The organism is Eggerthella sp. BIOML-A4 (assembly GCF_009875575.1).
GTDB lineage: Bacteria > Actinomycetota > Coriobacteriia > Coriobacteriales > Eggerthellaceae > Eggerthella > Eggerthella lenta.
The window spans coordinates 104592-131294 of sequence record NZ_WWRX01000009.1 but is presented as its reverse complement, the minus strand read 5'-3'; the positions used below and the strand labels follow the sequence as shown (position 1 = coordinate 131294).

The window sequence follows — 26703 nt, the reverse complement described above, 5'->3', positions numbered from 1 at the left end:
CGCCCGACCCTACGGACGGATGATGCCGCGCGCGTTCGCCTGCTTCTCCACGATCACGTACATGTTCGTGGCCTCGCCCACTTCCAGCCGCTCGGCCAGGCCGTAATGGTTCAGGCACGTGCCGCAGCTCATGATCTCAACGCCGGCCTCGGCGAGCGCGCGCAGGTCGTCGAGCGACGAGGATCCCGTGCAGGCGAGCTTCACGCCGCCGTTGTACATGAGCACCGTCTCGGGCAGCTCGTCGAGCTGCGTCAGGGCGAACACGAAGCCCTTCATCAGCACGGCTCCCAGCTCGTCGTCCCCCGAGCCCATGAACTCGGACGGGATCACCGCCACCCGGCCGCCCGCAGGCGATTGCTCGACCGCCGGGCAGCTCGCGGCGCTTCCCGCTTCGCCGTCTGACGCCGCGCCCTTCGCGAAGGTCACTGCGAACACGCCTTCGCCGCGCTCCTCGCCGACGGCTCCCACCTTGAGCGTCTTCGCCAACGCCTCCAGGTTGTGCACCGCGGTCTCGTTGTCAACGAGCACTTCGAGCACGCCCTCCCCCATGGCCGAGAGCGCCTTCTTGGCGCGCACCACGGGAAGCGGGCACGCCTGACCCCGTGCGTCGATCTGCTCCATCGTCTTCCTTCTTTCTCATCGTTATCACCTGTCGTCCCGAATGCAGCGCCCCGGTCGTCATCCCGAGCGAGCGGAGCGGGTTCGTTGGATCACGTGCGGCGATAACCGTGGCGCTCCCTGCTGGCGCCGCACGGGATCCTTCGACTCCGCGCCTGCGGCGTTCCGCTCAGGATGACAATCCCTGCAGGGCATCCGCTCAGCAAAACGTGTCCCGCCGCGCGTTCAGCTGGCGCGGCAGCCGGGCTACGCCCTCGATCGGGACGCCCTCCTCCTGCGCAAGGCGCTCCAGCAGCTCCACGTCGTCGCACGACGCGAGCAACGACACCCCGCAGGAAGCGCGCGCGGCGCGGGGCGTGGGCGAGATCCTCGCCTTGGCCCCCGCGTCGCGCGCCAGCTCGTACAGACGCCAGCCGTCGGTATGGCTCGAGAACAGGATATAGCAATCCTCGGGACGTGCGTCCTTGTTCACGGTATCGGCAGCGTCTTGTTGCATGGCCTTACGCGTCCAGCATCTCGATGAACGCGCCGATGCGCGTGCGCAGCTGCTCGGCGTCGTTGTCGGCGTAGTCGGTCTCGAGGCCCAGGCACGGGATGCCCTCCTCGGCAAGCGCGTCCGCCAGCGGCGCCTTTTCCACGTCGTAGAGCGTGCAGAACTTGAGGTTCGCGTCGATCACGCCGTCGACCTTGTACTCCTTCGCCATGCGCACCACGTCCGCGACGCGACCCGGGTTCGGCGTGAAGCACGCGCAGTTGTTCTTCATATAGCGCTGCGCCAACGCCTGGAACATGCCGTCGAGCGTGCCCTCGCCCTCGTCCACCTCGTTCTCGAAGTAGCGCGTGCCCGTGCACATCTCCTCGCACACCACCACGGCGCCGCTCGTCTCGACGATATGGTGCAGCTTCCAGTTCGGGATGGCCAGCGGCGTGCCCGTGATCAGGATGCGCTTCGTGCCGGCGGGCACCACGCCCTCGCCGCGCTCGATGCGCGCTTCCAGCTCGTCGGCCAGCTTGTTCGCCGTCTCGGCGCAGCGCACCGGGTCGTCGAAGAACGCGATCTGCATCATGAGCAGGGCGTCCTTGCCGCTGATGGGCACCGGGTCTGCCTTGCGCGCCTCGAACACGCGGGCCAGCGCGCGACGCTTCTCGTTGATGGTGCGAATGGCACGGGCAAGGTTCTCGGCCGTCAGTTCGTTGCCCGTCTCGGCCTCCACCTCCTTGGCGAACAGCGCGATCTCGTCTTTCCACGCCGCGATGTCCTTCTCGCGCTTCATCTGCGGCACGTCCATGACGTAGGTCTTCTTGTCGGCCCCCAGGATCTCGTAGGCCTTCTTCTTGCCGTCGCACGTGGTCTCGCCCACATACATGTCGGCCACGCTGAAGTACGGACACGTCTTGCCGAAGTGCGCGCCGAGCGACGCCTTGATCAGCGGGCAGATGCCGCTGGGCAGCACCTTCTCGCCTTCGGGCACCCAGAACTGCGAGCCGCCGCACAGCCCCGTGACGGCGCCGCCGCAGGCGACGACCACCTCGTCGGGCACGAACACGCAGAACGTGCCGAACACCTTGCCGCCCTGCTTTTGCAGCTCGATGAGCTCCGCGGGGCGCACGCCGTGGATCTCCGACACCACGAAGTCGTAGAACGCCATGTTCTCAGGGCGGTTCTCCTGCGTGAGGTACGTGTCGCCGAACGCCATCGGCAGCACGGCGCACAGCTGGTCGTGCGTCTCCAGATCCATGCCCAAGTCTTTCCACATTGCCTGATAGTCAGCCATGAAGGCCCCCTTCGATACCAGTCGATAGCAAAGTTGCGATGTTATTCGGTTGTCGTTGCAGAAATGACGGTGCAGCGTCGCCGGATGCGCGCATGCGCATGCGGGACGCGATGAGGTGCGCGATGATGAAGCGTCGCCTTGCATGCAGAAATGGCACCCGCGCAGAATCGTGCCAATGCGAGGCGACGAGGTAATGATACCGTATCGCAGCCGCCCGCCGCAATCGCAGGGCAGCTTATCGGCGAAAGGCCGGCGGAAAAGCCCCTACCGATCGACGTCCTTCTTCCGGTACACGAACCAGTACGCCATGCCGACGGCGACGCCGCCGGCGACGTTGCCCAGCGTGGCGGCCGACAGGTTCGTCGCGATGCCGGCCAGCGTCACCGCGTCGGGCGCACCCACCCCCATCGAGTTGAGCAACAGCCCCATGGGGAGGAAGAACATGTTCGCCACGCAGTGCTCGAACCCGCACGCAACGAACGCAGAGATGGGCAGCAGGATGCCGAGCACCTTGTCGGCGACGGTGCGCGCCGAGAACCCGATCCACACGGCCAGGCACACGAGGATGTTGCACATGACGCCCTTGAAGAACAGCGTCGTCCAATCGGGCGCCACCTTGCCCGCGGCCACGCTGACGAAGGCCTCGCCCACCGCGCCTCCGTTCATGGCGGCGACGTTCGCAAAGTGGACGAGCGCGAGCGCGACGAGCGCGCCGGCGAGGTTGCCGAGCCACACGAGCAGCCAGTTGCCGAACAGGGACCTCCAGCCGATACGGCCCGACGCTTTCGCGCACACCAGAAGCACGTTGCCGGTGAACAGCTCCGCGCCGCAGCACAGCACGAGCACCAGCCCGAGGCAGAAGCAGAGTCCGCCCACCGCGCGCTGCACCGCGAACGGCATGGAGGGGTCGCCCAGGAACACGCAGAAGTACAGCGCCCCGAACGCGATGAACGCCCCGGCCAGCATCGCGGACGCGAAGCACTTCGCCTTCGGCATGGCCGCCTTGGCCTCGCCGACCTTCTCGGCCTTCTCCGCGATTTCAGCCGGCGACAGCGCATCCGGCCTGAGCGTTTGGATCTCGTCCTGCATCATGATCGCATCTGGTTCCTTCCTTGCCTGGTCGCGGCTTCTTCGCGCGTCCCCTGCGAAGCCGCACGGTATGGTACCGCAACTCGCGGGCGCAGGGAGAAACAAAAGCGTTTTCCTCGACAATTTCCCCATCTCGTCGTCCTGCTCGTCGCATCGCCGAATCGATACCCGGCCGTCGGTGCATCGGCGCGCGCAACACTGGTATACTTTGGCGAGCGGCCGCGTCGGCCGCGCATCCCCGCACCCGTGTTCGAGAAAGGCGTTTCCATGGCGAATCCGTCACGCACCGATCTGCTCCGCGCGCTCCCGCAGGTGGAGGAGATGCTCCAGCTGCCCGAGGTGAGCGCGCTTCTGTCGCTCCTCCCCCGCAGCGTGCTGGCCGATTGCGTGCGCGAGGCCGTCGACGAGACGCGTCGAGCCGTGCTTGCAGGAGCATGCGAACGGGTCGACGTTCCGGCGCTCGCCGAATCGACGCGCGCCCGGGCGTTCGCCCGGGCGCGCCCGTCGCTGCGCCGCGTGATCAACGCCACGGGCATCGTCGTGCACACGAACCTCGGGCGCAGCCCGCTTGCCGACGAGGCCGTGAGCGCCGTGAGCGACGTGGCGCGCGGCTACTCCACGCTGGAGTACGACACCGATGCCATGGCGCGCGGCAGCCGCCACGACCATGTGGAGCGCCTCATCTGCACGCTCACCGGCGCCGAGGCGGCGCTGGCCGTGAACAACAACGCGGCGGCGGTCATGATGGTGCTCCACGAGTTCGCGCGCGGGCACGAAGCCGTGGTGTCGCGCGGCGAGCTGGTGGAGATCGGCGGATCGTTCCGCGTGCCCGACATCATGGAGCTGTCGCAGGCGCGCATGGTGGAGGTGGGCACCACGAACAAGACGCATGCCGTCGACTACGAGCGCGCCATCGGCGCCGACACCTCGATGCTGTTGAAGGTGCATCCTTCGAACTACCGCGTGGTGGGCTTCGCCGAGAGCGTGTCGGCGCGCGACCTGCGCCCGCTGGCCGATGCCGAGAACGCACGGCGCACGGCATCCGGCGAGCCGGGCGCGGGCGAGCTTCTGGTGTACGAGGACCAGGGATCGGGCGCCTTCCTGAACCTCGATGCGTTCGGCGCGTACGCCGAGCCCACCGTGGCCGAGTCGCTGCAGGCGGGCTGCGACCTCGTGTCGTTCTCGGGCGACAAGCTGCTGGGCGGCCCGCAGGCGGGCATCATCGTGGGAGCGAAACGGTTCATCGACCGGCTGAAGAAGAACCCTTACGCCCGCGCGATGCGCCTCGACAAGATGACGCTGGCCGCGCTGGAGGCCACGCTGCGCCTCTACCTCGACCCCGCGATCGCGCTCGAGCGCATCCCTGCGCTGCGCATGCTGTCCGAGCCGGCCGAAGCCGTGCGCGGGCGCGCCGAGCGGCTGGCGCGCACCTTGGAGGAAGCGCTTCCCGCAGGGGCGGCGCGCATCGACGTGGTACCGGATACCGCGCGGGCCGGCGGCGGCGCGCTGCCGTTGTGCGACATCGACTCGCATGCGGTGCGCATCGAGTTTTCGCGCGGGGACGCGCAGGGGTGCGAGACGTTCCTCATTGCGCGGCGCGACGTGCCCGTGATCGGGCGCATCAAGCACGACGCCGTGCTGCTGGACGCGCGCACCGTGGCCGAGGACGAGCTAGCCGAGGTCGCCGAGGCCGTGCGCGCCTACTTCGACGCGCTCGACGCCGGAGCCGAGGGGAGCCGCGCATGAGCGGGCGCACGCAGACCGACCTCGTGCTGGGCACGGCCGGCCATATCGACCACGGCAAGTCGTCGCTCGTGCTGGCCTTGACCGGAACCGACCCCGACCGTCTGGCAGAGGAGAAGCAGCGCGGCATCACCATCGAGCTGGGCTTCGCGCGCCTGGCGCTTCCCGACGGCACCGTGCTCGGCGTGGTGGACGTGCCGGGCCACGAGCGCTTCGTGCGCCAGATGATCGCGGGATCGACGGGCATCGACCTGGCGCTTCTTTGCATCGCCGCCGACGCCGGCATCATGCCGCAGACCGAGGAGCACCTGGCCGTGCTGGAGCTTCTGGGCATACGCACCTGTGTGGCGGCGCTCACGAAAACCGACCTCGTGGACGAGGAATGGGCGCTGTTCATGGCCGATGAGGTGCGGGGCCGCCTGGCCGGCACGCCTTTCGCGGATGCCGATATCGTCCCCGTGTCCAGCCGCACGGGCGCCGGGCTTCCCGAGCTGCAAGAGGCTCTGACACGCGCGGCGCGCACCACGCGGCGCGCGAAGGCGGGCTCGCGCCTGCGCCTGCCCGTCGACCGCGTGTTCAGCATCAAAGGCGCCGGGACCGTGGTCACGGGCACCCTGTGGAGCGGGTCGGCCCGGATGGGCGACGAGGTGGAGGTGCTGCCCTCCGGCCTGCGCACGCGCGTGCGCAGCGTGCAGGTGCACGGCGAGCCCGTCGATCGCGCCGACGCCGGGCACCGCGTCGCCCTCAACCTGAACGCCGTGTCCACCGACGAGGTTCGACCGGGCGATTTCCTGGCCGCGCCCGGTGCGGCGAGCGCCACCGACCGCTTCGACGCCCACCTTGCGTTCCTCGGCGTGCCAGGCAAGGGCAAGCCGCTCGTCAGCGGCGCGCGCGTGCACGTGGCGCACGGCACGCGCGAGGTCACCGGCCGCGTGCTGCTCATGGACGGACGGCCGTCGCTCGGCGTCGGCGAGCGCGCCTACGCGCAGATCCGCCTCGACGAGCCGCTGCCCGTAGCATGGCGCGACCGCTTCGTCGTGCGCTCGTACTCGCCCGTGCACGTCGTCGGCGGCGGCGAGGTGCTGCGCGCCCGCCCCCGCCGCACCACCACGCTGGCACCGGGCGCGCTCGAGCTGCTGGACGCGCTGCGCGAAGGCGACGAGGCCGCCGTGGCGCACGCCGCGTTCGCGCTGACCGCCGCGCCCGTAACGGCCACCGAGCTGGCGACGCTTTCCGGGCTCGAGGAGGACGCGGCCGCCCGCGAGCTCGAGGCCCTTGCCGCGCACGGCGCTGCGGTGCGCCTCGGCGGCGAGCGCGCGCTGCGCTACGCCGCCCCCTCCGTGCTGCAGAAGCAGCGCGCCGCCATCGAGAACGCCCTGCTGAAGTTCCATGCCGAGAACCCGGCCGCCACCGGCATCGCGAAGGACGCGCTGCGCCGGCGCTGCCTGCCGCGCGCGGACGCGGGCTGCTTCGACGCGCTGCTGGACGACGCGGTCGCGCGCGGCGCCGCGGTGACGGACGGGGGCGAGGTGAGCCATCCCAAAGCCGGAGCAGGCGCGCGCAAGCTGGAGGAGCAGGCCGCCGAGCAGCTGCGCGAGACGCTGGCCGCCGCAGCCGGGGCGCCGCCGTCCACAGGCGAGCTCATCGCATCGAGCGGCCTAGACTCCTCGCTCGTCCACCGCGCGCTGGGAAGTCTGGAGAAGCAGGGCCTCGTACGGCGCATCGGAGCCGACTTCTACTTCGACGTATCGGCGCTGGCCGCCTTCGAGCAAGCCGTGCGCGCCCGTCTGGTTGACGGCCCCGCCACCGCAGCCGAGCTCAAGGACGCGATGGGCACCAGCAGGAAGTACGCCATCCCCCTGCTCGAGTACTTCGACTCCCAAGCCGTCACTCGCCGCGAAGGCGACACGAGGGTGCCGGGAGGAAGATGACGCCCCGAGGGAGGTTCTATCCGGGAATACGAAAAGCGCCCCGATCGGGGCGCTTGCGTTTCTGGCGGAGATGTGTGCGAATCGAACACACCCGAGACGTTCTGCACGCCTCACAGCGGCTTTGAAGGCCGTGGAGCCCACCAGGACCCATCCATCTCCAATAAGAAGGTGCCGTTTCGGCACCGTAGATATGATAGCGCATTTGTCCGCGACGAGGACGCGCGTTCCGAAATGTTGCGTATCGTTCAGCAATTCCCCAAAAGTACGTCGCTCAGGTGGCGACGCGCCACATCCGCCAGCGCATGGAGCGCGGACACGGGGGTTGGAGGCCGGTCGAGCATCCGATGGCACGGGAAGAAGCGCGTGAGATGGTACGGGATGGCGGGATCGAGCGATGCCAGCCAAGCCGCTGCCGCATCGATTTCGTCGGGATCGTCGTTGAGCCCGGGGATGACGAGCGTCGTCACCTCGAGGTGGCACGTCGGATCGGCCGCCAGCGTTTCGATGGTGCGCTTGACCGCGGACAGGTCGCCGCCCGCCGTATCGTAGAATCCCTGCGTGAACCCCTTGAGGTCGATGTTTGCCGCGTCCACGATGCCGAGGAGCTCGGTAAGCGGCTCTTCGTTCACCATCCCGTTGCTCACCAGCACGTTCGCAAGCCCCGCCTCGCTCGCGAGCCGTCCGACGTCCCGCACGTACTCGTAACCCACGAGCGGTTCGTTGTACGTGTACGCGACGCCTACGCATCCGCGATCGCGGGCCCGCAGCGCCAGGCCGACCGCCTCTTCGGGCGCCACGTAGCGCCATGCCGCATCCTCCGCGCCCGCGCAGGCGATATCCGCGTTCTGGCAGAACGGACAGCGCAGGTTGCACCCGTAGCTTCCCAGCGACAGCACGGTCGAGCCCGGGCGGAACCGCGCGAGCGGCTTCTTCTCCACCGGATCGAGCGCGATCGAGGTCACGCGCCCGTAATTCTCGTCGACGACCCGTCCACCGTAGGCAACGCGCGCCCTGCACAGCCCGCGCCGTCCTTCGGAAAGCGCGCAGGCGTGCGGGCACACGCCGCACACGGCGCGCCCGTCAGCCACGGCGCGGCTCTCCCCCGCGTTCGTGGCGCACCACCTCGAAGCGCTCCAGCTCCACGTCGTCGTCGAACAGGTCGATGCCGGCCTTTCGCTTCGCGATGTCCACCTGCTGCTGCGCCGAGTCCACGCCGTCGAGGTTCGGCAGCAGCAGCCCCCGCTTCCAGCCTTTCGTCACGATCACACCGTAGCGGGCCGGGTCCAGCTGGTCGATCGACTCGACGGGCATGGGCGTGAACAGCACATCCACCGAATACGACAGCGCGTCCAACTCGTCGGGGCGCACGGGCGGGAAGCGCGGATCCTCCGAAGCCGCCGCCACGCCGTTGCGCACGATCTCGGCGGCCGTGCTGCCCGTCACCGGCGAGATGGTGCCGATACAGCCGCGCAGCTCGCCGTGTTCGTGCAGCGACACGAACACGCCGGCGCGCTTGTCCGACAGCTCGGGCGGCAGGCCGTCGGGCACCGCTATGGGGTTGCCCGTGCGCACGAACCCTTCGACGCTGGCGCGGGCAAGCGCAACGTACGGGTCGACCGGCGCATCGTTCGCGGCTGCGTCGCGCGCACCGCTGCGATCCTCATCGCGGTCAACCGCGGTCCGCACGGCGCCGTCGCCGGCCGAGCCCTGCACCTCGAACGCGGCCACCGCGTAACCCACGCCGAAGGGGCCTTCGTAGCTGAGCAGCTCGTGCGAGATGGGAAGGCCTTCCAACGCGCCCGCCATGATCCAGAACGAGCGCAGGCCGCATTCCGCCGCCTCCTCGCCGAACGTCTCGTCTATCTCCAGCAGACCGCTCAAATCGCCCGCATCGAACAGCGCGGTGACCATACGGTCGAACACGGGGCCCTGCGGAGCGTAGCCGTACGGGCCGTCGCTCGCAAGCTTATGGGACAAGTCGCCGCTGGCGATGAGGACGCAGCTGCGATCCAGATCGGCGGCCGCCTCGGCGATGCAGCGCCCCAGCGCGAGGTGCGTCTGGGGCGAGAGGCCCGACAGCCCGATGCGCACCACCTGGTACGTCGAATATGCCTCGTTCACGAAATGCAGCGGCACGATGGTGGCATGGTCGAGATCCTTCCCGCCCATGCCGCTGCCGCACAGCGGCACCGTGTGCTTGCGCGCGCACGCGGCTATGGCGGCCGTCATCTCGCCGTCGTATTGCACGGTCATGGAAGAGTCCCATGCGCCGAAGCGCCCCATGTCGCCGCGGTCGAAGTCGCCGGTGGACAGATGGAAGCAATCGCGGAACAGCGGGGCGTGGGGCGACACCACGACGATGGTCTCGGGCGCGTGCGCGGCGATGCGGCGCGCCACCTCGCGATACGCGTCGAGGGTGTCCTGGATGGCGCGCTCCTGGCCCCGGCCTACCTCGGGCATGGCGAGGGGCGGATGCGGCACGGCGTACGCGGCGACGATTCCCATGAGAGCTCCTTCCTGGAAGCGTTGACCGGGCGCGCCTCGAGCACGCGCGCGCCCTTCGGTGGCTCGATTGTACACCGCGCGAAGCGCCCTTGGCGCCCGCCTCCCCCGCTTGTGCCTATTCGGCACGCAAGCGTTGACGGATGCGCGCCGCCGTCGGCGCACGGCGTCCGCAGAAGGGCGAGCGCGCTACCCGTCCAGCTTGACGTCGCGTTTCAGCCCGTAGTGCAGCACGAGGTAGTACACGATGCCCGCCGCCATCCAGATGAGGCCGAGCACCTTCGCCGGCACGTCGAGGCTCCACCACGTGTAGCCGATCACCGCGATGCCGCACAAAGGCGACAGCAGATGCGCCGCCCAGCGGCCGTCGCGCTTCTTGACGAAGAAGTACCCGATGACGGTGACGTGCAGCATGAGGAAGGCGGTGAGCGCGCCGAAGTTCACGAACAGCGAGATGGTGTCGGTGCCCAGCCGCCCGAACGTCAGCACCAGCACGAGCGTGAGGGTCCCCACGAACAGCGACGCGACGTAGGGCGTGTGGTACTTCGGATGGATCCTCGCCAGCGGGCTGGGCAGCCCGCCCGCGCGCCCCATGGCGAAGAGAATGCGCGACACCGCCGTCTGCGCGGCCAGCGCTGTGAAGATGCCCCAGGCCAGCGCCGTGGCGACAGCGCACACGACGTACAGCCACCTGCCGCCCACCACCTGCGCCACCAGGTAGAAGGCGTTGCCCGAGTCGCCCGCGAACGCGGCTCCGTCGGGGCTGATGCAGCCCGCGATGTAGGTCTGCAGCACGAACAGCGCGCCCACGATGGCCAGCGACGCCATCATGGCGCGCCCCGGGCCGCGCCGGCCGTCCTTCGCCTCCTCCGACAGCGTGGCGATGCCGTCGAAGCCCAGAAACGACAGCACGCCCAGCGACACGGCGCTCATGACGAGGTTCGGATCGAACGTGGAGGGGTTGAAGAACGGGTCCAGCGAGAAACCGCGCGATGCGGGGTCGGCGAGCAGCCACCGGACGCCCAGCACGACGAAGACCAAAAGAACGAGGATCTCCAGCACGAGCGCCACGCGGTTCACGATGTCGGTGAGGCCGATGCCGCGCACGTTCACGAACGTGTTCGCCACCACGAACACCACGGCGAACGCCCAAGGCGGGATCTCGGGCACGAGGCCGGACAACGCCGTGGAGGCCACCACGTACATGAGCACGGGGATCAGCAGGTAGTCGAGCAGCAGCGTCCAGCCCGTCACGAAGCCGATGCCCTTGCCCAGGCCGCGCGAGGTGTAGGCGTACACCGAGCCCGCCACCGGCCACTCGCGTATGAGCATGCTGTAGGACAGCGCCGTGAACACCATGGCCAGCGTCCCCACGAGGTACACGAGCGCGGGCATGCCGCCCGAATCCGAGAACACGCCGCCGTAGATCCCCATCGGCGCGATGGGAACCATGAAGATGAGCCCGTACACGATCATGTCGGGCACGGTGAGCACGCGCTTGAGCTGCTGCTTGCCCGGCTGCCCGCCTCCGCTCGCCTCGGATGGGGCGCGCTTCGCGCCGTCGTGAGCTTCGTCCGCCATGCAACCGCTCCTTTCGTCAGACCGCTCGGATGCCCAGCGCGCAGGCGCCGAGGCGTACCCTGTCCACGATACGGCAGAGCCCGGAAGGAGCACGGCGGGGCAGCGCCGCCCTTGCCAACGCGTTGACCCGTTGTCGGCCGGGCGTTTCGCTGCGGGAGGCGCGGGCGGGCGCACAAGCGGAAAGCCCGCTTTCGCGGGCTTTCCGAACGGGCTTTAGAAGTCGATGGCGTCGGGATCGAGGCCGCTTTGGCCGAGGGGATCCAGCTCGTCGATGCGCTGCAGGTCCTCGTCGGTGATGTTGAACCAGAAGATGCGTGCGTTCTCGGCGATGCGCGACGGGTCCGTGGACTTCGGCAGCGGGATGGCCCGGCGCTGGAGGCACCAGCGCAGGCACAGCTGCGCCACCGTGCAGCCGTAGCTGGCCGCGATGTCGATGAGCAGCTGGTTCTCCAGCACGCGGCCCGAGCCCAGCGGCGACCACGCCTCCACCACGATGTCGTGGCGGTTGCAGAAGTCGCGCGTAACCTCCTGGTTGCAGCCGGGATGCAGCTCGATCTGGTCGACCATCGGCAGGATGTCGGCCGCATCCATGAGCGGCTCGAGATGATGGGGCTTGAAGTTGCTCACGCCGATGGCGCGCACGAGCCCGTCGAGGTAGAGCGTCTCGAGCGCACGCCACGTCTCCTGGTTCGTACGCTGCCAGTCGGCTTCGGCCCCCTTCGCAGCGGGCCAGTGGATGAGGTACAGATCGACGTAGTCGAGGTGCAGCTTGGCGCGTGACTCCTCGAAAGCCTTGAGCGTGGCGTCGTAGCCGCGATCGGTGTTCCACACCTTCGTGGTGACGAACACGTCCTCGCGCGACACGCCGCCCGAGGCGAGCGCCTTGCCCACCGTGCCCTCGTTGTCGTAGGCCGCAGCCGTGTCGATGTGGCGATACCCGTCGTGAAGCGCCTGATGGACGGCGTCGATCCCCACTTCGCCGTCGGGCATCTTCCACGTGCCGAACCCCAAACACGGGATGCCGTAGCCGTTTCGCAGGGTGATCCGGTCCTTCGGACTTTGCAAATCCGCCATGCGCGTGCTCCTTATCACTTATACGCCGCCCGCAGGCCGCGCAACCGTCGTTACGCGTCCCACGATACGCCCGCGCAACGCGCAGTCGCCGAACCGTAGCGCGTTCGTAGAAGGAAAGGAGCGAAACCGTTACGCACATGCCCGGTTCGACAGCGGAAAAGCGCATCCGCCGTCGACGCGCAAGCGCGCCCCCGAAGGGCTCGCCTTTCTCGACGCGGCTCGCAGGGCGGCTCGCGCAGGACGGCTCGCGGGAAGCAGGTCGCTCGCCCACCGTGCGGCCCGCCCGCCTGCTTCCTGCCCTCCGGTCGGCCTCGAATCGCACACTTTCTCGCCATATGATGCGTCCCTGGAGGTTCCGAAGGCCGCCCTCGCCCCTCGGCTTCCGCAGCGCTTCCCGTAATGCCCGGTCACGGCGTCGCGCCGTCCCGTCTCGGACGCTCCGCGTCACTCGTCGACGCGGCCGCGCTGCGCCTTCGTTTGGGAGCGGCGGCGCTTCTGGGCGAGACGGCGCTCCTTGGAAGCGCGGGTCGCCTTCGTGGCGCGGCGCGCCTTCGGCGGCACGGCCTCGCGCGCGAACCGGTCGCGCAGCTTCTGCAGGCACAGCTGGCGGTTGCGGAACTGGCTGCGCGATTCGCGGGACGTCGCTGTCATGCCGCTGGGCACGTGCGTCATGCGCACCGCCGAGTCGGTGGTGTTCACGCACTGCCCGCCCGGCCCGCTCGCGCGGAACGCCTGCACGTCGCAGTCGCGAGCGATGTCTTCGAGCGACATGCGCGCCCAACGGGCGTAGTCGCGGTATGTCGGCTCGTCGTGATCCATGGCCGCATCATAGCACGACGCCCGCGAACGCACGTCGTCGCCCGAAAAACACGGAATCGCTCCTGCAAGCGTGTTTTTCGGGCGACGATGCAAAGCCGGGCCTGTCGGCCGCCGACGCGGCCGGCAGGCCGGCCCCTTAATCCTCGATGCCGTCGTTGTTCCTGATCAGCTTGCGCTTGATCTTGCCGCCGATGGTCTTGGGCAACTCGTCGACGAACTCCACGATGCGCGGGTACTTGTAGGGCGCCGTCGTGTGCTTCACGTGGTTCTGCAGCTCGCGCACCAGCTCGTCGGAGGGCTCGTAGCCGCGCGCCAGCACGATGGTGGCCTTCACCACCTTGCCGCGGATGGGGTCGGGCGCGGCCGTGACGGCGCATTCCACCACGGCAGGATGCTCCACGAGGGCGCTCTCCACCTCGAAGGGCCCGATGCGGTAGCCCGAGCACTTGATGACGTCGTCGTTGCGGCCCACGAAGAAGCAGTAGCCGTCGGAGTCGCGCCACGCCATGTCGTGCAGGTTGTAGTACTCCCCGCCCACGGCCTCGCGCGTGCGGTCCTCGTCGCGGTAGTACCCCACGAACAGGCCCGGCGGATAAGCCTCCTTGAGCCCCGTCACGCAGATGGCGCCCTCCTCGCCGTCGGGCACTTCGTTGCCGTCGTCGTCCAGCAGCTTGATGTTCAAAAGCGGCGAGGGCTTGCCCATGGAGCCCGGGCGCGGGTCGACCCAGGGAAACGTCGCCAGCAGCACCGGGCCTTCGGTCTGGCCGAAGCCCTCGCGGATCCTCTTGCCCGTCAGACGCTCCCAAGCCAGCGTGACCTCGGCGTTCAGCGGCTCGCCCGCCGTGGCGAAGTTGTGCACGCTCGACAGGTCGTAGGCGCTCACGTCCTCCTGCAGCATGAAACGGTACATGGTGGGCGGCGCGCAGAACGTGGTCAGCTTGTAGTCCTGGATCTTCTGCAGCAGCTTCGTGGGCACGAACTTGTCCATGTCGTAGGCGAAGATGGTGGCGCCGGCGATCCACTGGCCGTAGATCTTGCCCCAGCCGAACTTCGCCCAGCCGCTGTCGGTCACGCTCATGTGCAGCGTGTCCTCCTCCACCTGCTGCCAGTACTTCGCGGTGATGATGTGGCCTAGCGGATGCGCGAAGTTGTGGCACACGGCCTTCGCGAGCCCCGTGGTGCCGGACGTGAAGTAGACGAGCATGATGTCCTTGCTCGTGACGCCCCCTTCGCCCGTCGGGCGCTCGAACTCGCCGGACTCGCCCTCGATCAGCTCGTCGAAGGGCGTCCAGCCGTCGCGCTCGCCCGCCACGATGATGCGGTTCTCGATGGACGGCGATTCGGGCAGCGCCTCCTCCATCTGGCCGCACACGTACTCGTCGTTCACGCAGACGACCGCCTTCACGCGCGCGCTGTCGGCTCGGTAGACGATGTCCTTCTTCGTCAGCTGCAGCGACGCCGGGATGATGGTGGCGCCCAGCTTGCACAGGGCGACGGCGCACACCCAGTACTCCCAACGGCGGCGCAGGATCATCATGACCACGTCGCCCTTGCCGATGCCCAGCTTGGCGAACGCGTTGGCCGCCTGGTTCGACAGCCTCGACAGGTCGGCGAACGTGAAGGTGCGCTCCTCGTCGCGGTCGTCGCACCACACGAGCGCGCGCTTCTCGGGCTCGACGCGCGCCCACTCGTCCACGACGTCGAAGCCGAAGTTGAACGCCTCGGGCACGTCGATCTTGAAGTTCTCGTAGAAGTCCTCGTACGAATCGAACTCGATGCGGGGGCAGTATTTTTTCAGGATATGGTTCACGGGCTGTGCTTCCTACTCTGCGATGATCGTCACGAATTTTGCAGGGACATCTCCGCCGCAGCGCTGGCCATGCGGGTGCTCCGGGTTGAAGTAGATGCTGTCGCCGGCGTTGAGCTCGAACTCCTTATCGGCCCAGGTGACCACGACGGTGCCCTCGATGACGAGGTTGAACTCCTGGCCGGTGTGCGTGACGAGCTTCGCCGGCTCGTCGGAGGGGTCGAGCACCACGAGCAGCGGCTGCATGATCTTGCCGGTGTAGCGCCAGGCGAGGTCCTCGAAGTGGTACCCCGGATAGCGGTCGACCTCGCGCCCTTCGCCCCAGCGCACCACCTGGTACGTGTCCAGCTTGGCCGCGGTCCCCGTGAGGATCTCGGTGAACTCCACGCCGAAGTGATGGGCCATGTGGTAGATGGCCGAGATGGGCACGTCGTCGCCGGTCTCCTCCCAGCGCGCGTACGTTTCCAGCGGCACCTCCAGCTCGGCCGCCATGTCCTCGCGCGAGACGTCGCACGCCTCGCGAAGGCCCTTGATGCGCAGGCCGATCTCGGCCAGTTCAGCTACCATGGTCGCTCCTTACGCGTCGATTCCCAGTTGCAGGGCCCGTTTGTTCATGTCGAGCATCGCCGTCTTCTTGGCGGGCACGCACTTCTCGATGGCCTTCCAGAGGGTCTCCTCCTCGCAGAAGCGCGTCTCGGCGAACAGCTTGCCGGCAAGGATGATGTTCGCCAGCTTCTTGAAGCCGGCCTCCTCGGCCATGGCCGTCGCGGGGATGGCGCACATGCGCACGCCCTCGATCTCGGGGATGCGCTGGACGAGCGTGGAGTCGGCCACCACGATGCCGCCTTCGGCCACGCTTGCCTCGAACTTGTCGAGGGACGGCTGGTTCATGGCAACGAGCACGTCGGGGGCGAGCACGAGCGGGCTGCCGATGGGGTCGTCGGAGAGGCACACGCTGCAGTTGGCGGTGCCGCCGCGCATCTCGGGGCCGTAGGAGGGCAGCCACGACACCTCGCGGTCTTCCAGCAAGCCGGCGTAGGCGATCAGCTTGCCGGCGAACAGCACGCCTTGGCCGCCGAAGCCGGCCAGCACCATGTTGACGGAGCGGCTCATCGCGCGCCTCCTTCCACCTGCGAGTCGGGGTGCGCGATGGGGCATGCGGCGTTGCGCGCCGAGGCCGCCTCGGCCGCGTCCGCGTAGCCCTCGGCCACCACGTCCTTGTACACGCCCAACGGATAGTACGGCAGCATGTTCTCGTTCATCCAGGCGAACGCGTCCTGCGGCGTCATGCCCCAGTTCGTCGGGCACGTGCCCACGATCTCGACGAGCGAGTAGCCGCGGCCGTCGATCTGCGTCTGGAACGCTCGTCTGATGGCCTTCTTCGCCTTGCGCACGTTCTTCGGGCAGTCGACGGTGACGCGCTCGAGGTACGCCACGCCGTCCAACGAGCTCAGAAGCTCGCACACGCGGATGGGGAAGCCGGCCGTCTCGGTGTTGCGGCCGTAGGGGGACGTCTGGGTCACCTGGTTCGGCAGGCTCGTGGGGGCCATCTGGCCGCCCGTCATGCCGTAGATGGCGTTGTTCACGAAGATGACGGTGATGTTCTCGCCGCGCGTGGCCGCGTGGACCGTCTCGGCCATGCCGATGGACGCCAGGTCGCCGTCGCCCTGGTAGGCGAACACCACGCCGTCGGGCAGCGCGCGCTTCACCGCGGTGGCCACCGCCGGGGCGCGGCCGTGCGCGGCCTCGATCATGTCGCAGCCGTAGAAGTCGTAGGACGTGACGGTGCAGCCGACGGGGGCGATGCCCACGGTGGAGCCTTCCACGTCCAGCTCGTCGAGGCACTCGGCCACGAGGCGGTTGACGATGCCGTGGGCGCACCCAGGGCAGTAGTTGGTGACGACGGGCAGGAGCGCATGGGGTCGTTCGAACACGACTTTCATTTCCTTGTCGGCCATGGCCTACTCCCCTCCTTTCGCGGATGCGGCGATTGCTTCGTTCATAGCCTCGAGCTTGGCCAGCACCTCCACCGGCGTCGGGATGACGCCGCCGGTGCGGCCGTAGAAATCCACCGGACGGCGGCCGGCCACGGTCAGGCGCACGTCGTCCACCATCTGGCCCATGTTCATCTCCACCGACAGGTAGGCCTTCGCCTGAGGGATGGTGGCCTCGATGGCGTCCACGGGGAACGGCCACAGGGTGATGGGGCGGATGAGGCCGGCTTTGACGCCCTTCTCGCGAGCCGCGACCACCGCGCTGCGCGCCACGCGGGCGCTCGCGCCGAACGCGACCACCACGATGTCGGCGTCGTCGGTCATGAACGACTCGGCGCGCTGCTCGTCGCGCTCGATGGCGGCGTAGCGCTCGTAGCGCTCCACGTTGAGGTCCTCCAGGGCCTCGGCGGTGAGGTACAGCGAGTTCACCACGTTGTGGGGACGCCGGTGCTTGTGACCGTTGGTGGCCCAGGGCTTCTCGGGCAGCGAGTCGATGGGCTCGGGCATGACCACGGGCTCCATCATCTGGCCCAGCATGCCGTCGGCCAGGATCATGACGGGCGTGCGGTACTTGTCGGCCACGTCGAAGGCCGAGTACACGTAGTCGGCCATCTCCTGGACAGTGGACGGCGCGTACACCACCACGCGGAAGTCGCCGTGGCCGAGCGCGCGCGTGGCCTGCCAGTAGTCGGCCTGCGACGGCTGGATGCCGCCGAGGCCCGGGCCGCCGCGCTGCACGTTGATGATGACGCCGGGCAGATCGGCGCCGGCCATGTAGGAGATGCCCTCGCCCTTGAGCGAGATGCCCGGCGACGAGGACGACGTCATGACGCGCGCGCCGGCCGCAGCCGCCCCGTACACCATGTTGATGGCCGCGATCTCGCTTTCGGCCTGCAAGAACGTGCCGCCGACCTTCTCCATGCGCTTGGACATGTAGGCCGCGAGCTCGGTCTGCGGCGTGATGGGGTAGCCGAAGAAGAAGCGGCAGCCGGCGCGCAGGGCGCTCTCCGCCAAAGCCTCGTTACCCTTCATGAGCACTTTCTCTGCCATGGGTCTACCTCTCTACCGTGATCGCTACGTCAGGGCACATGACCGCGCAGGACATGCAGCCCGTGCACGCGTCCAGGTCGGTGCAGTACGCGGGGTGGTAGCCCTTCGCGGTGATCTTGTCGTGGTCGAGCGCCATGATCTGCTCGGGACATGCGTCGACGCACAGGCCGCACCCCTTGCAGAAGGAGTCGTCTACGCTGATTCTCGCCATGATTCGCCTTCCTCGTCTCGTCCGAATGCATAAACGGCCGGACTGGAACCGTCCGGCGCGCAGCTCTCTTGTCTATTCCCAGGGAGTTCTTACATATACTTGCACAGGATAGTACGTTTGCCGATCCTCATTCGGCGCGCGGTGGGTAGTTTCCCGGTCGGCGACCTGGCGCGCCGCCGCGGCGGGCACCGTGGTGCATGCCAGGGGCAGCCCGGCCGCCTGCGCGACCGCTTGCGCGAACGGCACGCCCTGCTCCACGACCTGGGCGTCGGTGTCGCGCTGCAGGTGCGTGTTGTTCACGACGCACGTGGCGCGCAGGTGCGACTTCGCCTCGATCTCGCGCAGCACCTCCACCGCCTCGGCGGGCTCCTGCGTGAGGTTGCGGCTGCGGTTCACCACGTACAGCATCTCGTAGGGAGCCTGCTCGACCGTGCGCGCGAAGCGCCCGAGCGCCGTGGCGCCCGCGTCGTCGCCGCCCGCGTCGACGAGCACGAGAGGGCGCTCGTCGCCGTCGCGCCAGGCGCGCTGCGCGGTGTCGATAGCCGGTTCGATGGTGCCCGACAGGCTGGGCCCGTCCACGTTCGTGCCTGCGAACACGGGCGCGACCAGGCGGATGCCGCGCTCGTCGAGCAGCGCGCGGTAGTCGCTGGAGCGGAAGAAGGGGTTCACCACGTCGAGGTCGATCACCGTGACCGCGCGCCCCGCCGCAGCCGCGTCGAGCGCGATGTTGAGCGTCAGGTTCGTCTTGCCCACGCCGTAGTGCCCGCACACCACGGCTACAGGCGCATCGAGGGGAAGCGGCGGGGCTGCGTCTTCTACCGCCATCACACGAGGCCTTCCGGGGCCTTCGCCGCCTCGTCCGACTCGCGGATGGCCGCGCGGCGGATCTTGCCGTTCACGGTCTTGGGCAGCGCGTCCACGTACTCCACGATGCGGGGGTACTTGTACGGCGCGGTCTTGCGCTTCACCCAGGTCTGCAGCTCGCGCGTCAGCTCGGATGAGCCCTCGAAGCCCTCGGCCAAAACGACGGTGGCCTTCACGGCCTTGCCGCGCGTGGGATCGGGCACGCCGGTGACGGCGCACTCGCGCACCGCCTCGTGCTCCAGAAGCACGCTCTCGATCTCGAAGGGGCCGATGCGGTAGCCGCTCGACTTGATCACGTCGTCGTTGCGCCCGACGTACCAGAAGTAGCCGTCCTCGTCGCACCACGCGGTATCGCCGGTGTGGTACCAGCCATCGTGCATGGCGGCCGCGGTCTTCTCGGGATCGCGGTAGTATTCCAGCATGATGCCGGCGGCCTTCTCGTGGATGTCGATGCACACCTCGCCCGTCTCGCCCACCGCGCAGCGGGTGCCGTCGTCGCGCTGGATCTCCACGTTGTACAGCGGCACCGGCTTGCCCATGGAGCCGGGGCGCGGGGCGGAGTTCGTCAGGTTCGCGATGGTCAGCGGCGTCTCGGTCTGCCCGAAGCCCTCGTAGATGACGAGTCCCGTGTGCTCCTTCCAGAAATCGAACAGATCGGGGTTCAAGGCCTCCCCCGCCGTCGTGGAGTACCGAAGCGAGCTCAGGTCGTAGGCGTCGACGTTCTCGGTCATCATCATGCGGTACATCGTGGGCGGGCAGCACAGCGTGGTGATGCGGTGCTCGCCGATGAGCGACAGGATCTCGGAGGGGTGGAAGCGGTCGAAGTCGTACGTGAACACGCACGCCTCCATGAGCCACTGGCCGTAGTACTTGCCCCACACGGCCTTGCCCCAGCCCGTGTCGGCGATGGTGAAGTGCAGGCCGTCGGGATCCACGTTGTGCCAGTGCTTCGCGGTGACGAGGTGCGCGATGGCGTACTCGGAGTCGTGCAGCACCATCTTGGGGTTGCCCGACGTGCCGGACGAGAAGTACATGAGCATGGGGTCGGCCGCCGCCGTCTCGCGGCGCTCGAAGTCCTCGGACGCGGCGCGCACGCACGTGTTGAAGTCGAGCCAGCCCGCGCGCTCGACGCCCGCCGCGCACACGCCCTCCGGCCCCGACAGCGCCTCGCCCAGCGGCAGGCCGTCGTCGGGGAACACGAGGTTGCCGTCGGCGTCCTCGGGCGTGAGGCCGCCGCCCGCGCCGTTCACGAGGATGCGGCGCTCGAGCGTGGGGCACGCGTCGGCCACGCGGTCGCACACTTCCGCGATGTCGCCGAGCGACGTGGCGATGACGGCCTTGACGGACGCGCCGTTCAGACGGTATTCCAGGTCGTGCTCCTTGAGCATGAAGGTGGCGGGCACCATGACGGCGCCCAGCTTCGCCAGCGCGGTGGCCACGAACCAGAACTGGTAGTGGCGCCGCAGGATGACCATGACCATGTCGCCGCGGCCGATGCCCTGCTCGGCCAGGAAGTTCGCCGTCTTGTCCGACCAGCGCTTCATGTCGGCGAACGTGAACACGTGGTTCTCGCCCTCGGGGTTGCACCACACCATGGCGCGGCGGTCGGGGTCGTTCGCGGCGATGTCGTCGACCACGTCGTAGCCGAAGTTGAAGTCTGCCGGGCAGTTCACGTCGAACGAGACGAGCACGCCGCCCTCGTCGTAGGCTTCGTTCACGTAGCGGAGGTTGATGTTTCTCATGATGGTGTCTTTCTCGGAAGATCGATGCAGCGGAAGGATCCGCCGCGAGACGGATGGGATCATCGGATGCGGGGCGCATGCGCCGGGGCTTCGTTCGGCTTCTCGCCGCCTGCCCGGGGCGCTGCGCCTAGATAATCTCCCCGTTCGGCTTCATGACCACCGCGAGGAAGGTGCACGGCTCGCCGCCCGTGGCGATCATGCCGTGGCCGCGGCCGGAATCGTACATGAGCAGATCGCCCGCCTCGAGCTCCTCGATATGGTCCTCGTAGGCGAAGCGCATGCGACCCGAGATGATGTAGTCGAGTTCCTGGCCCTTGTGGTAGGACAGGTGGATGGGCGCGTCCTGCTCTTCCTCGAGGTACGGCGCCGTCACCAGGAAGGGCTCGGCCAGCTTGTTCTTGAAATGGGGGGCCTTGTGCAGGTACTCGAAGCCCGCGCGGCGCTTGATGGACAGGCCTTCCGCGGCGCGCGTCAGCGAATAGCCCGACAGATGCGGATCCTCGCCGGTCAGAAGCTCGATGACGTCGACGCCCAGGCGCTGCGCGCACTTGTAGAGGAACGTGAACGACAGGTCGTGCTGCCCCGATTCCTGCGCGGCGTACTCGGCTGTCGAGCGTCCCGTCGCGTCGGCCATCTCCTGCATGGTGATGTCGAGGTCTTCGCGCAGGGCCCGAATTCGCCCAGCCACCTCTTCGATGTTCGGCTCCATGCTCGCTTGACCTCCTTCTGGTATGTCGTCGGAATAAAAGTCTATCTATTGTATAGCAAACCGCTTCGATTCAGGGGAAGACGAAACCATTTGGAAACAAAAAAGCGGCCCGCGGGTGACGACGACCCAGTTGTCATCCTGAACGGAGCAGCGACGCTGCGTAGTCGAAGGACCCCGCGCGGCGATAGCCGGAAGCGCCCCGACTGACGCCGTGCGGGATCCTTCGACTCCGGCCTTCGGCTTGCGCTCAGGATGACAATCTCTTAGGCGGGGACGCCCTCGCCGAACAGGAGCTCGCGCTCCGGGCCGGTCAGCGCGGCGCGCGCCTGGTCGCGCAGGTTGTTCATGCCGCTGAGGAACTGGCGGTACATGACCACGGTCAGGTAGCGCCCGATGGGCGTCAGCGTCAGCTCGTCGGCGTTGTCGGTTTCGAACGCCCTGCTCAAGCGCATGAACGCCAGCTCCATGGGAAGGCCCGTCTCGATGCTGCAGCCGAAGTCGCGCTCGAAGGCGCGCTTGTCCAGGCGCAGCTTGTACAGATCGAGCAGGAAGCGGTAGCGCATGAGGTCGCGCTTGCTCATCTCGGTCTTGCCCATGATGGACATGCGCCCGCTCTCGATGGCCGCGTTGTAGTCTTTGATGCTGAAGTTGTTCACGTACAAACAGCCGTTCAGATGCGTGATGGAGCCGCTGCCGATGGCCGGGTACTCGTCGTAGTTCACCTGGTACTCGTCGATCTGAGGCGCGTCGGCCGGCTTGCCTTCCTTGTCGGGGCGCGTGAACGTCCACAGCGTGGTGCGGTCGAACAGCGGGTCGTCGCCGCCGGCCAGCACGCCGTCGAGGATCTGGTAGTAACGGTACTCGCGGTCGTAGTCCATCGCGCCTAACGTAGCGGCCATTTTGCGCGTAGTGGCCGACGACACGTACAGCGGCGAGAACGTGGTCTGGCGGCAACCGGACAGCGCGATCTTCTCGAGGTCGGCCATGAGAACGTCCTCAGTCTGCGAGGGGAAATTGAAGATCATGTCAACGTTCAGCGAGTCGAAGTACGGCTCCGCCTCGGCGATGCGCTCCAGGATGACGTCGCCGCTGCCGTACTTCTCGTAGCGGTCCATCTGCTTGAGCAGATCGTCGTCGAAGCTCTGCACGCCCACGCTCAGACGCTGCACGCGGCCCTGCAGCTTGTCCAGCCACGGCTGCGTCAGGTGGTTCGGGTTGGTCTCGGAGGCCACCTCCCTGATGTTGAACTCGTCGCGCGCCAGATCGAGCGTCTCGCACAGCTCGTCGATCATGACGGTGGGCGTGCCGCCGCCCACGTAGATGCTCTCGAAGTCGTAGCCGAGGTCCTTCAGCATCAGCATCTCTTTGCGCATGTTCGCGAAGTAGGGCCGGGCGACCTCCTCGCGAAACGGGTAGCGGTTGAAGCTGCAATACGGGCACAGGCGCTCGCAGAAGGGGACGTGCATGTACAGCATGTACTTCTGCCCCGGCGTCGCCGGGGGCATCGTGGTCTCGCTCGTGGGGTTGAGCGCCAGATGCTGCTTGGTCATGGTGTGGATCAGGCGCGACAGTATGCGCTCGGAAAGCATGTGAGTCTCCTATTCGCTTCAAAGATTTCGGTTCCCATAGTAAGGCTTTTCCGGAGATTTGCACCCGCCATTCGTCCTCGTCCATAAAGAAAAACGGGCCCGGGCGCATGTCCCGGGCCCGTATCCTCGCCGCAACGGCATTTTCAGCTTTTATGGAACAAGTCGAGCAGCTCCTCTTTCGAATGGACATCCATCTTGGCGTAGATGCGCTTGATGTGGGTTCGCACCGTGTTCACCGACAGGAACTGCTCGTCGGCGATGTAAGGGGCGCTCCTGCCTTGAGCCAGGTAGACGAGCGTTTCCAGCTCGCGCTTCGAAAGACCGTAGCGGCTCGCGAGGGCAAGGCAACGCTCGTCGGCGTTCTTCTCCGCGCTCGGAAGCGGCGCCGTCGCCGAGACATGGGAACGAACGGCCAGCCGGACGGCGACGGCGGCCAGGTAGACCGCTTCGAACGACAGGCTGACGCCGCTGGCAATCCGATCGCCTAACAACGGCCAGACCACGAAGAAGCCTAAGAACAAGATCGCCAAGGCGGCGCAGCACAGTCCCGAAACAAACGCCGAGGCAAGCCCGTTTCTCACTTCCTTGCTGAATCCCGCTATCAGCAAAGTCACTACCGAAGCCTGCAGGAATCCCAAAGGGATGTTGGATGCCACTTGCCCGAAGCCTTGCTCCCAGGCGCCAAGAAACCAGCTGACCATTACTCCCGCCGTGGCCAGCACCGGCACCACCACGAAAGCATCGTCGACCAAGCGCCCCTGCTTCCACCGCGAAAGGAACAGGAACAGCACCGCACTCAGCATCATCCCCGCGACAAGCCCCCATGAAGTCTCGATTTGCGGATTGTTGACCATGTCCGCGCCCCGCATGTTGCCAGACCAGCTGAACGCAACCAGAAGAATGCACGGCACGAGCGCCGCAAAGACGACCCAGTTGCGCTCGAGCATGCCGCGCGTGCGAACGAGCGCGCTCTCTTCGTCGGCGGACGTCGGCGCAGGCAGGTCCTTGTCCTGGCTCTTCATCTGAAGAAAAGAGAGCATGAGCAGCACGCCGAACAGGCCGCCCTGCCACGGCTGGGGAAGAAGCAGGAGCGCAACCCGAAACAGCCCGGCGAAGAGGCAGACGAGCGCTAGCACGGCGACGGCCTTCTGTTGCCCCAACGACCCGAACGACGCGCCCCAGTACACACACGAGGTTCCCAGCCCGAAACCAAACAGGGCACCGCAGCCGACGCCCATCGGAATTTCGATCCCCGGCACCCGCACGAATTCGAACGCGACAAAACCAAGCGAGGCAAGCAGACCGCCAAAAGCCATCAAGCGCTTCGGGTCGTCGGCGGACAGGGCGAAACGAACCGCCGCAAGCAGGCATACAAACGCAAACGAGATCAGCGAGGATAGCAGAAACTCCTCGGAACCCGCCCCGATCCCGAATATCCCCGATTGAGGCGCGGCCCCGTCAAGCAAGGTTGCCAGGCAAACGGCCAGCCCGACCGCGCCTGCATGTTCTAAGAAAAGCCGCACTTCACCTGAAGCCATCGAGCGCACATCCTTCTCTCTTTGCGCCGGACGATCGTCACGGCACTCGCTGTCTGCGAACCTTCATTTTATAAGACAATACCCTGTCAAACGCGAGAATCACCCATTGTGAGTGACAAAAACGACGTCGCTAACGCGATCGAGCGACAGACACGGACAGCCGAACGCCTTATGGTTCGTTCATGGTCGAAATCCCAAGAACCAACGACTGCAAGCGAAGTTCGATCATCGAAGGAGGAACGATGGAGGATCTATCAAGAAGGACCTTTCTAAGGGGAGCGCTGCTGGCAGGTGCCGGAGCCGTTGGAGCGGGGGCGCTCACGGCCTGCGCGCCCCAGACGACCGAGAGCAAGAGCGCCGGTGCATCGGCCGCCGCCGACGACGCGACGGTCAATGGAGACTACCCTTGGCCCGTCAACCCGCCCGAGATCGCTGCCGAGGACGTGGAAGAAGAGGTTTCGGCCGATATCATCATCGTCGGGCTGGGCATCGCCGGCGTGGCGGCCGCCCGCTCCGCCGTCGAAGAGGGCGCGTCCATCATCGCGTTCGAGAAGTCCGAGAAGCCTAATGTCCGCTCCGGCGACTTCGCCATCATGGGCGGCGAGACCATGAAGCGCTGGGGTCGCGAGAATATCGTCGACATCGACGAGGCATGCGACCACGAGGTTGAAGAGGGGTCGTATTTCCCGAAGCGCTCCATCTACACGAAGTGGGCGAAGCACAGCGGCGAGGCCTTCGACTGGTACCTCGAAGCCGTGCCCGACATCTACTACGCCGAAAGCTCGATCGCGGAGATTCCCGATGGCGTCGAGCAGTACATCACCCCGTACTTCGTGCCCCTGCCGGACGGCTACGACTTCACCAAGGAGGCGTTCCCCTGCTATCCCAGCTCGGTGTCCTGTTATCCCGACCAGAAGTTCATCTTCGAGGCCAACTGGGACATGGTCGTCGGGACGGGGCTGATGGACGCGCGCTTCGGCCATTTCGCCGAGAAGCTGGAGAAGGACGGCGATCGCGTGAGCACGGTGTACGCCCGCAACGCCGAGACCGGCAAGTACGTCAAGGCGACCGCGAGCAAGGGCGTCATCCTCGCGACGGGCGAGTACTCGTCCAATCCCGAGTTCCTCAAGTTCTTCTGCCCGGCCACGGTAGAGAACGAGATCCAAGTGTGGTGGCCCGACATGGACGTCGAAGGCAAGCCCGTCAACCAGGGCGACGGCCTCAAGCTGGGCAACTGGGTGGGCGCCGCCGTGCAGCAGCACCATGCCCCGATGATCCACTGGATGGGCGGCACCTACGGCGGCACGGGCATGGACATGTCCCCGGTCGGCACCGCGCCGTTTCTATACCTGAACAAGGACGGCAAGCGCTTCACGAACGAAGACATCCCGGGCCAGCAGATGCAGAACCAGATCGAGAACCAGCCCGGTCGCATGCTCTTCCAGTTCTTCGACGGGAACTGGGCCGAGCAGTGGGCCTCCTTCCCGATCAAGCACGGCAAAGCGACCTACCAGATGGAAAGCCCGACCGGACGCGTCGAAGCCACCGCATCGCCTTCCGACTACATATCGCAGACGAACATCGATCTAGCGGTGGAAGCCGGCGTGCTCTTGAAGGCCGATACCCTCGACGAGCTGCTTACCCTGTGCAAAGAAAAGGGGCTCGACATCGAGAACGCCAAAGCGTCCATCGAGCGCTACAACGAGCTTGCCAAGGCCGGCAAGGACGAGGACTTCGGCAAGATCGCCTCGCGCCTGTTCCCGGTGGAGACCGCACCGTTCTACGCCACGCCGTGTCGCCAGGGCGACATGCTCGTGTGCATCGGCGGTCTGGTTTCCGACGAGGAATGCCACGTGTTCGACGAAGAGAAGCGGGTCATACCTGGATTCTACGTGGCAGGCAACGTCCAGGGGAACCGCTTCGCCGTGCAGTACCCCATCGCTTTCAAGGGCGTCAGCCATTCGATGGCGCTATACTACGGCTACGTGGCCGGCAAGAACGCCGTCGCCGGAGCCTAGGCGCCGCAAAACCGCATACCCTCCCCTCCATACGCCGCCCGAACCTCCT

22 protein-coding genes, 1 tRNA gene and 1 pseudogene are annotated in these 26703 nt (G+C 67.1%); 3 read left to right on the top strand and 21 right to left on the bottom strand.

Annotation, left to right across the window (positions count from 1 at the left end; translation table 11 throughout):
- Nucleotides 1–9 precede the first annotated feature (9 nt).
- The 4 genes from yedF to GT613_RS10825 form a co-directional block, all read right to left on the bottom strand.
- A complete protein-coding gene (gene yedF, locus GT613_RS10840) occupies nucleotides 10–621 on the bottom strand; it encodes a sulfurtransferase-like selenium metabolism protein YedF (protein ID WP_009307101.1) in 612 nt (203 codons plus the stop codon).
- A gap of 196 nt (nucleotides 622–817) precedes the next feature.
- Nucleotides 818–1114 carry a DUF3343 domain-containing protein gene (locus GT613_RS10835; RefSeq protein ID WP_009307102.1) on the bottom strand — a complete coding sequence of 99 codons (297 nt, stop codon included), beginning with the start codon at nucleotides 1112–1114 and terminating at the stop codon, nucleotides 818–820.
- Nucleotides 1115–1118: 4 nt separating this feature from the next.
- The gene (locus GT613_RS10830) at nucleotides 1119–2393 is read right to left on the bottom strand and encodes a double-cubane-cluster-containing anaerobic reductase (protein WP_009307103.1); all 1275 of its coding nucleotides are present in this window, start codon (nucleotides 2391–2393) and stop codon (nucleotides 1119–1121) included.
- 264 nt (nucleotides 2394–2657) lie between these two features.
- Nucleotides 2658–3485, bottom strand: a complete 828-nt coding sequence (locus tag GT613_RS10825) for a formate/nitrite transporter family protein (RefSeq protein WP_009307104.1) — start codon at nucleotides 3483–3485, stop codon at nucleotides 2658–2660.
- 264 nt (nucleotides 3486–3749) lie between these two features.
- Here GT613_RS10825 and selA point away from each other — a divergent pair, with 264 nt between their 5' ends.
- The gene (gene selA / locus GT613_RS10820; RefSeq protein ID WP_009307105.1) at nucleotides 3750–5228 is read left to right on the top strand and encodes an L-seryl-tRNA(Sec) selenium transferase; all 1479 of its coding nucleotides are present in this window, start codon (nucleotides 3750–3752) and stop codon (nucleotides 5226–5228) included.
- Entirely contained in the window at nucleotides 5225–7156 is a 1932-nt protein-coding gene (selB, locus tag GT613_RS10815) for a selenocysteine-specific translation elongation factor (protein ID WP_161172621.1), read from the top strand. Before selA ends, selB begins: the two co-directional genes overlap by 4 nt.
- A gap of 62 nt (nucleotides 7157–7218) precedes the next feature.
- Here selB and GT613_RS10810 read toward each other — a convergent pair.
- The 17 genes and pseudogenes from GT613_RS10810 to GT613_RS10730 all read right to left on the bottom strand — a co-directional run bounded on the left by GT613_RS10810 (nucleotide 7219) and on the right by GT613_RS10730 (nucleotide 24636).
- Nucleotides 7219–7315 (bottom strand) — tRNA-Sec (locus GT613_RS10810).
- Between the two features lie 86 nt (nucleotides 7316–7401).
- Nucleotides 7402–8244, bottom strand: coding sequence for an AmmeMemoRadiSam system radical SAM enzyme (amrS, locus tag GT613_RS10805; RefSeq protein WP_009307108.1), 843 nt, complete (start codon nucleotides 8242–8244; stop codon nucleotides 7402–7404).
- On the bottom strand, nucleotides 8237–9661 hold the full coding sequence (gene amrA, locus GT613_RS10800) for an AmmeMemoRadiSam system protein A (RefSeq protein ID WP_009608697.1): 1425 nt from the start codon (nucleotides 9659–9661) through the stop codon (nucleotides 8237–8239). Before amrA ends, amrS begins: the two co-directional genes overlap by 8 nt.
- A 186-nt stretch (nucleotides 9662–9847) precedes the next feature.
- A complete protein-coding gene (locus GT613_RS10795; RefSeq protein ID WP_009307111.1) occupies nucleotides 9848–11239 on the bottom strand; it encodes an APC family permease in 1392 nt (463 codons plus the stop codon).
- A gap of 213 nt (nucleotides 11240–11452) precedes the next feature.
- Nucleotides 11453–12313, bottom strand: a complete 861-nt coding sequence (locus GT613_RS10790; protein ID WP_009307112.1) for an aldo/keto reductase — start codon at nucleotides 12311–12313, stop codon at nucleotides 11453–11455.
- 444 nt (nucleotides 12314–12757) lie between these two features.
- Nucleotides 12758–13045: pseudogene (locus GT613_RS10785) on the bottom strand (peptide chain release factor-like protein); the annotation flags it as partial.
- A 223-nt stretch (nucleotides 13046–13268) separates the two neighbouring features.
- Complete coding sequence (locus GT613_RS10780; RefSeq protein ID WP_009307114.1) at nucleotides 13269–14942, bottom strand: AMP-binding protein; 1674 nt, start codon at nucleotides 14940–14942, stop codon at nucleotides 13269–13271.
- A 12-nt stretch (nucleotides 14943–14954) separates the two neighbouring features.
- Nucleotides 14955–15506: a helix-turn-helix domain-containing protein gene (locus tag GT613_RS10775; RefSeq protein ID WP_009307115.1), complete on the bottom strand. Its 552-nt coding sequence runs from the start codon at nucleotides 15504–15506 to the stop codon at nucleotides 14955–14957.
- 9 nt (nucleotides 15507–15515) lie between these two features.
- Nucleotides 15516–16052, bottom strand: a complete 537-nt coding sequence (locus GT613_RS10770) for a 2-oxoacid:acceptor oxidoreductase family protein (protein WP_009307116.1) — start codon at nucleotides 16050–16052, stop codon at nucleotides 15516–15518.
- Nucleotides 16049–16897, bottom strand: a complete 849-nt coding sequence (locus GT613_RS10765; protein ID WP_009307117.1) for a thiamine pyrophosphate-dependent enzyme — start codon at nucleotides 16895–16897, stop codon at nucleotides 16049–16051. Before GT613_RS10765 ends, GT613_RS10770 begins: the two co-directional genes overlap by 4 nt.
- A gap of 3 nt (nucleotides 16898–16900) precedes the next feature.
- Entirely contained in the window at nucleotides 16901–17983 is a 1083-nt protein-coding gene (locus tag GT613_RS10760; protein ID WP_009307118.1) for a 3-methyl-2-oxobutanoate dehydrogenase subunit VorB, read from the bottom strand.
- A 4-nt stretch (nucleotides 17984–17987) separates the two neighbouring features.
- Entirely contained in the window at nucleotides 17988–18194 is a 207-nt protein-coding gene (locus tag GT613_RS10755; RefSeq protein WP_009307119.1) for a 4Fe-4S binding protein, read from the bottom strand.
- 72 nt (nucleotides 18195–18266) lie between these two features.
- Nucleotides 18267–19019: a hypothetical protein gene (locus tag GT613_RS10750; RefSeq protein WP_009307120.1), complete on the bottom strand. Its 753-nt coding sequence runs from the start codon at nucleotides 19017–19019 to the stop codon at nucleotides 18267–18269.
- Nucleotides 19019–20800 (bottom strand): AMP-binding protein, encoded by a 1782-nt coding sequence (locus GT613_RS10745; RefSeq protein WP_009307121.1) that lies wholly within the window; start codon nucleotides 20798–20800, stop codon nucleotides 19019–19021. The genes GT613_RS10750 and GT613_RS10745 overlap by 1 nt, the downstream gene beginning before the upstream one ends.
- 127 nt (nucleotides 20801–20927) lie before the next feature.
- Nucleotides 20928–21509 (bottom strand): helix-turn-helix domain-containing protein, encoded by a 582-nt coding sequence (locus tag GT613_RS10740; RefSeq protein WP_009307122.1) that lies wholly within the window; start codon nucleotides 21507–21509, stop codon nucleotides 20928–20930.
- Nucleotides 21510–21772: 263 nt separating this feature from the next.
- Nucleotides 21773–23098: a coproporphyrinogen III oxidase family protein gene (locus GT613_RS10735; RefSeq protein ID WP_009307123.1), complete on the bottom strand. Its 1326-nt coding sequence runs from the start codon at nucleotides 23096–23098 to the stop codon at nucleotides 21773–21775.
- Between the two features lie 143 nt (nucleotides 23099–23241).
- A complete protein-coding gene (locus GT613_RS10730) occupies nucleotides 23242–24636 on the bottom strand; it encodes a helix-turn-helix transcriptional regulator (RefSeq protein WP_009307124.1) in 1395 nt (464 codons plus the stop codon).
- A gap of 242 nt (nucleotides 24637–24878) precedes the next feature.
- Between GT613_RS10730 and GT613_RS10725 the strand changes: the two genes are divergently transcribed.
- Nucleotides 24879–26654, top strand: a complete 1776-nt coding sequence (locus tag GT613_RS10725) for an FAD-binding protein (protein WP_009307126.1) — start codon at nucleotides 24879–24881, stop codon at nucleotides 26652–26654.
- Nucleotides 26655–26703: the final 49 nt, after the last annotated feature.